We start from the raw sequence: 8,518 nt of genomic DNA, 5'->3' as shown, positions 1-8,518 counted from the left end.
TAACCTCATTAAGATATTGACCAGAGAAGGTTTTTACATTTTGCTGGTAATCAAAATAGAGTCCAAGAAAGACGATCATAACCAAGAAGAAGGCCAAAAGAGAAACAAAGAGAATAGTGTCCCTATAAAGCACCTTACCTAGACTGTAACTGCGTCCAGTTTTCCCTCTTATTTTATCTATTAGATCAATCATCTGATCTAATTTATCATTAGTTAGTTGTCTGTAAGAATTTAAACTATGAAGAAATATTAAAAGACTATTATTTTTTAGAACTTGTTCTCAGATTTTTTACCGGACTTATTTAGAGATAAGAAAAACAGTGACTTAAACCCTAGGCGAGAGACACGAGAATTGCCCACAAAGCTTGCAAAATGGGACTTTAAAGGTATATGGCCACTCCAAAAGCAGTACCCTCTTTGTAGAAATCACCACGATTACTACCGCGATAAAAATAAGACTCCTTACGATTTTCAATATAGAGGCGAAGAAAGAATAACTCCAAAAAGGCCCCATAGGAAGAGCTCTCTCCATGAAGCTTAACTCCAGAAACTTCCTCTTCGCTAAGTTTTTCAAAGGAGCCTGACACTCCTAAAAAACTTAGCAAATAGATATCCCCATCAAAGCCAAAGAATTGTGACTCAAAGTGACCATAGTCTTTTTCGCGGGTCTGCTTGACTCCGTAGAGTAGATTGATATGAGTTGATTGTTGAGAAGTTCCAAAGAGGCGTAGAGAGATATTATATTTCTCAAATTCTGGCCCATATGAAGTGTGATCTCTTTCCCACTCAAAACCTAAGACTGTAAGGTAGAATTTGGCATTATAGACACTAGCACTCTTATCTACTTCAACTCCCCCAATAGTTGGAGAAAAGCTATGTTGGGAATAATCTAAAACAGCTTCAAAGAGATTAGAATCTGTATTGAGGGCCAGCCACTGATCCATCAAAGCGATACGTTGCTTGGTAGCTAACCACTCTCCTAAGCTCCAGCGAGACAGTCTCTTTTGCTCCTGCTTCTTAATAATAACCTGATAGACACCTTCAATGGCCATGGCCTTAAAACTGATATTGAAACTAAGAATAAAAGTGAAAATGAAGATTATCGTTCTAAAAGTCACAGAAGCCTCGTGTTTTGGGCAGATTTTCTTATCCCAAGATATTATCTCAAAACTTATTATTTAGCGTAAGTGACGAATAATATTCCGTTTTTATAAGAAAAATCTTTAAGTTATGAGAATTGAAGCATAATGGGCGAATGAAAATCTCGAACACATTACCGACTTTTACAACACTTCAGCTACAATCAGATATTAAGACAGGTGAGAAAAAGCCCCTGGCCTTACAAATAGCCTCAAAACTCGACGAAACAGGTCAAAGCAAATATAGCTCAGAGAAGTGGAAATACTCACCTAGTTCAAGTCACTATCGCAATACCTTTGTTGAGAATCAGACCCAGAACTATTTAAAGAAGCTCAATCAGCTCTAACATTTTCTGACATTGATTCTGTCATTTCACACTTTGAGGACGAACTCCTCGACATCCTTCATATTTTCAAACACTTAGAATGTGTTCTCTCCATCTCTTCTCATGGTGTAATAGTTACACCGGCCCTACTCCTTTGATTTCTTACATGGGAGGATGCCAAAAACTTACAGCAGAAGACACATGAGTTTTTATTGGAGAGAATGTGAAATCAAAATTATTAGTACTTGGAGTTGTTGCGCTATCGGTCCTACCTACTCAGGCCGTAGAGAAAGTTGTTTATGGAGTAGATAATAGATTTGAATTATCAAGATCACCTTATGCTAATCTCAAAAATTCAGTGGCCGGAATGCTTAGCAAGTATGACATTAAAGAAGTTAAGGCCGAAGATGGTGAAGTTCAATCATATGAAGTTAAATACTTTGGAGACCTCACAACTTATCAAGGTCGTAAGACTTGTGATGATATGAGATTTAGAGAGCAATCAACAGCTGCATCTTGTACAGGGTTCTTAGTGGGAGAAGATCTTCTCGTTACGGCCGGACACTGTATGCTTAGATATGGACAAAAAGTACAGAATCAAAAGACATATTCATGTATGACGAATAACTGGGTTTTTGGTTACGATCAAAACTCTGAAAAAGATGGGAAGCTAAATTTTGGAAAAGACGATGTTTACTCTTGTGCCACAGTTATTGCCGGTGAGTACAACCAAGTAAGAGACTATGCTGTTATTAAGCTTAATAAGAAAACAGTTAATAAGACTCCTGTAAAACTAAACTCTGATGCTGATAATTATAAGAATAAAGAAGATATCTTTGTTGTTGGACACCCAACGGGGCTACCAATCAAAATCGCTGCCGGAGCACAGGTTGTTAAAGATCAAGACTCATCTCGTTTCTTAACGAATCTTGATACATTCGCAGGAAACTCAGGATCTCCAATCTTTAACTTCTATGGTGAGGTTATCGGTATTCTTGTAAGTGGAGAAACAGATTACTTCTACGATACAAAGAGAGCTTGCTACTCAGTGAATGTTTGTACAGGATTTGGAGAAAACTGTAATTCAAGTATTTCAGCAAAGGCCAGAGGTGAAACAGGAACTAAGATCTCTCTTGTTGAAGAAGCTCTTAAGCTCTACAACGAAGGGAAATTAACTGCTGCCAAGAGTGAGTTCTCGCAGGCCTATTCAGAGACTTATGAAGAAGAAATGGAAGAGGAAGACGAAATCGAAGAAGTCATTGAAGAATTTCTTGAGCTAGACGAGCTTATCATTTCACTCAATCTCTAATAAAAATACTTTCTAATATATAAGGCCCAGATATTCTGGGCCTTTTTTATTGATAGTTTTTAAGATCATTCATGCACTTTTCACCAAACATTAACTCAGAGCCAGAACTAAAATACTTTTGTATGAAATCAACCATACTGGCGGCCCCCTCGTTCTTCCAATACATCACGCAATCCTCATTTGAACAATGAGCACCATGTTCTGAATCATGATGGGGCTCAACCTGAGTGACCCCATTATTAACAAGTCCAATAGCATGACCAATTTCGTGCACAAGCGTCGACTGTTCAGAGAACTTTGCAATATTATCATCACGCTTTCTTCCCATGTCTTCTACCACATCTTTAAAAATAGCAATGATCTCAGTTCCTGTAATATTAAGTCCTATGACAGATTCTTTAACTGTTCCCTCACTCTTGTAATGCCCCTTGAGAAAGAGAACCTTGAAAACACCTGTTGTGGCATCTCTTTGTGTAAAACTCGCTTTATTTGCGAGCTCGAGAATCTCATCCGCAGTCCAACTCTCTTTTTCTTGTAATTGAAGCATCTCCATATCATCTAATTCTTTAGGGACAACCAACTCAACTTCCATCTCTCTCGCATCATAGATTCCCTTGAGATTTGATTCTAGGAATGTCCAATAGTGACGATTCCTAAAGTTCTTATCTGTATAAGGCTCCGCCCCTGGTTCATACTTAACTTCTACAATCACTTTTTTTACGGACTTGAGGTAATGATTGAGGTTCTCAGTTGATTGAGTTGTCACCCTCTGAGTATGTTCAAGGATATCAGATTCATCATGACCACATGAAATAAGAAGCTGAATGAGAATTAAAGATAAGAGTATATTAGTTAACTTTTTCATCAGTGATTTATCGGAATTTACCAGTCATAAGTTTATTAACCACCTAATTAACTCGGACTATATTCCCTTTCCAAATAGTTGAGGGTAATGAGATGATTTAATGTCCGGGGAGGGATAATGAGTAAGAAGGATTTATTAAGAGAGATTTTCTCAAAGAAGATGAGCATCTGCTTTCTTCTAGGTTTTTCAAGTGGATTACCACTTCTAGTTACAATTACACTTATTCAGGCATGGCTTAAAGAAGAAAATATCGATCTCACAAATATTGGGCTTATCACCCTAGTCCAATTACCCTACACGTGGAAATTTGTCTGGTCTCCAATTTTTGATAGATTCAAGCTCCCTATTCTAGGAAGACGTCGAGGTTGGATGCTGGCCTCACAAGTTATTCTCATTCTCTGTATCACGGCCCTAGGCTTCACAAACCCAGTGGTTGATATTTGGCCTACGATCTTTATCTCGGTATTGATTGCCTTCTTTAGTGCTTCTCAGGATATCGTTGTAGATGCTCACAGAAGAGAATATCTTGAAGATGAAGAGCTTGGTCTTGGTTCAACCATGTATATCTATGGTTATAGAATTGCGATGCTGGTCTCTGGTGGTGGTGCACTTATGATGTCTGACCATATGTCATGGCGTATGGTCTTCTTTATCATTTCTCTCTTTATGATCCCAGGAATACTGACGACTCTTTGGGCGCCAGAGCCAGAGGTACAAGGCGAGCCACCTAAAACTCTAAAAGATAGTATTGTCGATCCCTTTGTCGAATTCCTAAAAAGGGATAGTGCAATCCTTATACTAGGATTTGTTCTCCTCTACAAAGTTGGTGATACAATGGCGAGTGCTTTAACAACGGCCTTCTATCTGGATCTTGGCTTTACGAAAACTCATATCGGTGCCATCACAAAAGTTTGGGGACTTGCGGCCACTCTACTTGGTGCTTTTGTAGGGGGCTCAGTCATCTATAAAATGGGAATTCGAAAATCTCTTTGGATCTTTGGAATCTTACAAGCCGTTTCAACTGCCGGCTTCGCCCTATTGGCCAATATCGGATTTAGTATTCCCCTACTGACAGGAGTTATTGCTTTTGAAAATATATCTGGAGGAATGGGAACTGCTGCATATGCTGCCTATATGGCCTCACAGACCAATAAGAAGTTCACGGCCACTCAATATGCTCTACTTTCGGCACTAATGAGTGTTCCCAGAAGCTTACTCTCCGCTCCAACAGGTTATATGGCAAAACATATGGGATGGACAAGTTTCTTTGTCTTCTGCACATTAATCGCCATTCCAGGACTCTTACTTCTTTTGAAAATAGCTCCGATGGATGATCAACAGAAAATAGAAGCTGCTTAACAACTGCTCCTCAATAGTGGGGATGAAGCTCGTTCATCTCCATGAAATCATTTCTGAATTTTCAGAATTTTCTCAGCAGTTAAAGTAGTTTACTAGTAAGGTGTTGTTTTTAAATTAAAATCCTATTTAAACAACCCCATTTCTGTACAGCAGTTATTAAAAACTTCATCAAATTCGAGACCTCTTAAAGCAGGGGCCTCTTCAATAAACACCTGCTCCCCAATTTGAAACTTCATTCTAAAACAGTGAAGATAAGCACGATCAGCTTCACTTCCACCATAGGCCGTATCTCCAAGAATAGGAGCGCCAAGGCTTTTCATCACAACTCTAAGCTGATGCGTTTTTCCAGTTTTAGGATAGAGAATAAAGAGACGTCGCCCCTCTTTAAATGAATAGGATTTAAATTGTGTTATAGAAGGGTTTGTTAAGTTGCGACTAAGTTTCCATGTTCCACGACGAGACTTTTCAAGGTCTCCCTTAACACTTCCCTGCTTCTTCTTCGGCTTCACATCACTTAGAGCGAGATAGGTCTTCTCAACTTTTCTTTGATCAAATTGGTCGCAGATCTCATGGGCCACATCTTTAGACCTTGCAAAGAGAAGAAGTCCCGAGGTTATTTTATCAAGCCTATGAACTGGATAAATCTCTCCCCCTACGGCCTCTCTAACAGCATCAACTAAACCACTTCCATGAAACTCCACATCTTCATACTTATTAATACAGATATAGTCCTCATGAACTTTCACAAGATCAAACATCACTCACCTACTTAATAAGTTTTTGTGAGCTTAAACAAGCGGCACTAAGTTTATAGAGTAACCTCATTCCAACATTGGCATCCCACTCATCTGACTTATCCTTGGCCGGACAAACTTCCACCAGATCAAAACCAATAATCACACGACCGGATTTTACAACCTCGTGAAGGATATAGAGAACTTCCATATAATCAAGTCCACCAGGAACCGGTGTTCCAGTATGTGGGCAAAATTTAGGATCGAGCCCATCGATATCAAAGGAGATATAGACCTTCTTTGGAAGAGTACTGACAATTTTCTTTGCTAAAGTTGAGAACTTCACTCCTTCTAATTTCTTTCTCTGCATATCAAGATCATAGAAGACAGAGAATTTCTTATTCTTCTTAGTGAACTCAAACTCTTCATCGCAGAAATCACGAATCCCCACTTGAGTAATTTTCTTAACTTCAGCAATATCTTGGGCAACATTTCTCATAATTGAGGCATGTGAATGTTGAAACCCCATATAGGCATCACGTGTGTCTGAGTGAGCATCAAAGTGAAGAATTCCAAAGCTCTTATGGTGTTTAGCATAGGCCTTTATGGCACCATAAGGAATTGAGTGATCTCCCCCAACCAAAACAGGAATCTTACCCTGATCAAGTAGATCCAGACACATTTTCTCAACACCGGAATTCAATTTATCACTGGCCGCATTGACAGAGGCCAAGGTCTTTTGAAGAACTTTACTAGTTGCTAGCTTTTCTTCAGGAGCATCAATAATCTTCTCAGCACTAGGACGAGTTTTCTTGTTGAGACCTTGAATCCACTTCTTTTGAGGCTGCATATAGAGACCACAGAGATAGGCATCCCCATATTCAAGATCAAAATAATCAATCTGCTCACTGGCCTTTAAAATGGCCTTAGCTCCAGCACTTGTTCCCGCCTGATAAGATGTCGTAACATCCCATGGTATTGGCAAGTACACCATCTTAGATTCACTCTCAGAAAAAGGAAGCCCAAAAATTCCACAAGAACTTGATGCTTTGACATTAGGATCAAAATCACTACTTTTCATAGTCTACCCCTAAAAAAAGAGGGCCTCTCTGGGCCCTCAATATAAGATATATTACTGTGCTTTATTTTACCGTTGCCACAAAGAGGTTGCCAGCTTTTTTTACAACACTCTCACAATCAGCAGAGAGGTTTGTCACATAGACAAGCTTATTCTGCTGCTTATACTTTTCAACGATGCCATTAATGACCTCAATACTCGAATGATCACATACTCTTGATCTTTCAAAATTGATATAGATCTCACTAGGATCATCTTTTGGATTGAAGAGATCTTTAAAACTTTCAACGGAACCAAAGAATAGAGGCCCATCAAGCTCATAGTGCTTCGCACCTTTTTCATCAATATATGTGCTCGACTTAATTCTCTCAGACTTCTTCCATGCAAAAACAAGAGAAGAAACAACAACACCACAACCAACTGCGATAGCAAGATCTGTAAAAACAGTGACTGTTGAAACGAGAATGATCACAAAGGCATCAGACTTAGGAATCTTATTAAGAACCTTGAAACTAGACCACTCAAAAGTTCCAAGAACAACCATGAACATAACACCAACAAGGGCCGCAAGAGGAATCATCTCAATAAGGGCCGAACCTGCGACAATGAAGAAGAGAAGAAATAGCGCTGCACTGATTCCAGAAGCTCTTCCGCGTCCACCAGAATTTACGTTAATCATACTCTGACCAATCATAGCACAACCACCCATACCACCGAAGAATCCAGTGACAAGATTGGCAAGTCCCTGTCCAAAGCACTCTTGATTTGCTCTCCCGCGTGTTTCAGTCACTTCATCAACAAGTTGAAGAGTCATAAGAGATTCAATTAAACCAATGGCCGCAAGAATCACAGAATATGGAAAGATAATATGGAGTGTTTCCATTGAAAATGGCACCTGTGGGATATGGAATGTTGGCAGTCCACCAGCAACTGAGGCCATATCAATAACAAGTCGAGTATTAAGATTAAAGAATTGAACTAATCCCGTCACAACGAGAATTGCTGCCAATGAAGAAGGTATTGCCTTTGTTAATTTTGGCAAGAAATGAATAATGGCCATTGTTAGAGCAACAAGGGCAAGCATAATATACATCGCCTCACCTTGAAGCCACTGAAGATTACCATTGGCATCGGCCATCTTAAATTGCCCAAGTTGTGCCAAGAAAATAATAATGGCCAGACCATTAACAAAACCAAGCATAACAGGATGTGGAATAATTCTGACAAATTTTCCAAGCTTAAAAGCTCCGGCCAACATCTGAATAATCCCCTGAAGAACTACGGCCGCAAAGAGATACTCAACACCATGTTCGGCAACAAGAGACACCATAACAACCGCAAGGGCACCAGTCGCACCAGAGATCATTCCAGGGCGTCCACCAAAAATAGATGTGATAAGACCGACTAAGAATGCTGCATAAAGACCAACAAGTGGATCAACACCAGCAACAAAAGCAAATGCAATGGCCTCAGGAACGAGTGCCAAGGCCACAGTTAGGCCTGAGAGCAAATCATTCTTAAGATTTGCACGAGTTTTTCTAATCAATTCAAACATGATCGAGATTCCCTTTTTAAATAATATATCCTAATAGAAATAAAGGGATTCTAATCATATTGCAAATTAAATTCGGGAATATGCGCAAATTACATTCAGGCCAAATAAATAAAATCGGGCCTAGAAGATTTTTGCAACCTTCTCAAGACATGC

9 protein-coding genes are annotated in these 8,518 nt (G+C 39.3%); 3 read left to right on the top strand and 6 right to left on the bottom strand.

What is annotated here, in order from left to right; all coding sequences use genetic code 11:
• Nucleotides 1-193: hypothetical protein (locus M901_RS17840; RefSeq protein WP_021278769.1), on the bottom strand; the 193-nt coding region annotated here is incomplete at its 3' end.
• 187 nt (nucleotides 194-380) lie between these two features.
• The gene (locus M901_RS13530; protein ID WP_021278764.1) at nucleotides 381-1,118 is read right to left on the bottom strand and encodes a hypothetical protein; all 738 of its coding nucleotides are present in this window, start codon (nucleotides 1,116-1,118) and stop codon (nucleotides 381-383) included.
• A 137-nt stretch (nucleotides 1,119-1,255) separates the two neighbouring features.
• Between M901_RS13530 and M901_RS13525 the strand changes: the two genes are divergently transcribed.
• Both M901_RS13525 and M901_RS16755 read left to right on the top strand, forming a co-directional pair.
• Nucleotides 1,256-1,486 (top strand): hypothetical protein, encoded by a 231-nt coding sequence (locus tag M901_RS13525; RefSeq protein WP_021278761.1) that lies wholly within the window; start codon nucleotides 1,256-1,258, stop codon nucleotides 1,484-1,486.
• A 202-nt stretch (nucleotides 1,487-1,688) separates the two neighbouring features.
• Nucleotides 1,689-2,774, top strand: coding sequence for a serine protease (locus M901_RS16755; RefSeq protein ID WP_021278768.1), 1,086 nt, complete (start codon nucleotides 1,689-1,691; stop codon nucleotides 2,772-2,774).
• Nucleotides 2,775-2,820: 46 nt separating this feature from the next.
• On the opposite strand, the gene M901_RS13515 is transcribed toward M901_RS16755, so the two are convergent.
• Nucleotides 2,821-3,639, bottom strand: a complete 819-nt coding sequence (locus tag M901_RS13515; RefSeq protein WP_021278766.1) for a lipoprotein — start codon at nucleotides 3,637-3,639, stop codon at nucleotides 2,821-2,823.
• A 117-nt stretch (nucleotides 3,640-3,756) separates the two neighbouring features.
• Here M901_RS13515 and M901_RS13510 point away from each other — a divergent pair, with 117 nt between their 5' ends.
• Nucleotides 3,757-4,998 (top strand): AmpG family muropeptide MFS transporter, encoded by a 1,242-nt coding sequence (locus M901_RS13510; protein ID WP_021278770.1) that lies wholly within the window; start codon nucleotides 3,757-3,759, stop codon nucleotides 4,996-4,998.
• A gap of 122 nt (nucleotides 4,999-5,120) precedes the next feature.
• Here M901_RS13510 and M901_RS13505 read toward each other — a convergent pair whose 3' ends face one another.
• The 3 genes from M901_RS13505 to M901_RS13495 form a co-directional block, all read right to left on the bottom strand.
• Nucleotides 5,121-5,756 (bottom strand): TIGR01621 family pseudouridine synthase, encoded by a 636-nt coding sequence (locus M901_RS13505; RefSeq protein WP_021278762.1) that lies wholly within the window; start codon nucleotides 5,754-5,756, stop codon nucleotides 5,121-5,123.
• A gap of 7 nt (nucleotides 5,757-5,763) precedes the next feature.
• Nucleotides 5,764-6,813 carry an agmatinase gene (gene speB / locus M901_RS13500; protein WP_021278763.1) on the bottom strand — a complete coding sequence of 350 codons (1,050 nt, stop codon included), beginning with the start codon at nucleotides 6,811-6,813 and terminating at the stop codon, nucleotides 5,764-5,766.
• Nucleotides 6,814-6,874: 61 nt separating this feature from the next.
• Nucleotides 6,875-8,365 carry a SulP family inorganic anion transporter gene (locus tag M901_RS13495; RefSeq protein ID WP_021278765.1) on the bottom strand — a complete coding sequence of 497 codons (1,491 nt, stop codon included), beginning with the start codon at nucleotides 8,363-8,365 and terminating at the stop codon, nucleotides 6,875-6,877.
• Nucleotides 8,366-8,518: the final 153 nt, after the last annotated feature.

It is taken from the genome of Bacteriovorax sp. DB6_IX, from assembly GCF_000447775.1.
Classification (GTDB): Bacteria; Bdellovibrionota; Bacteriovoracia; order Bacteriovoracales; family Bacteriovoracaceae; genus Halobacteriovorax_A.
The sequence above is the reverse complement of the archived record's forward strand: the minus strand, read 5'-3'. Positions and strand labels throughout refer to the sequence as shown.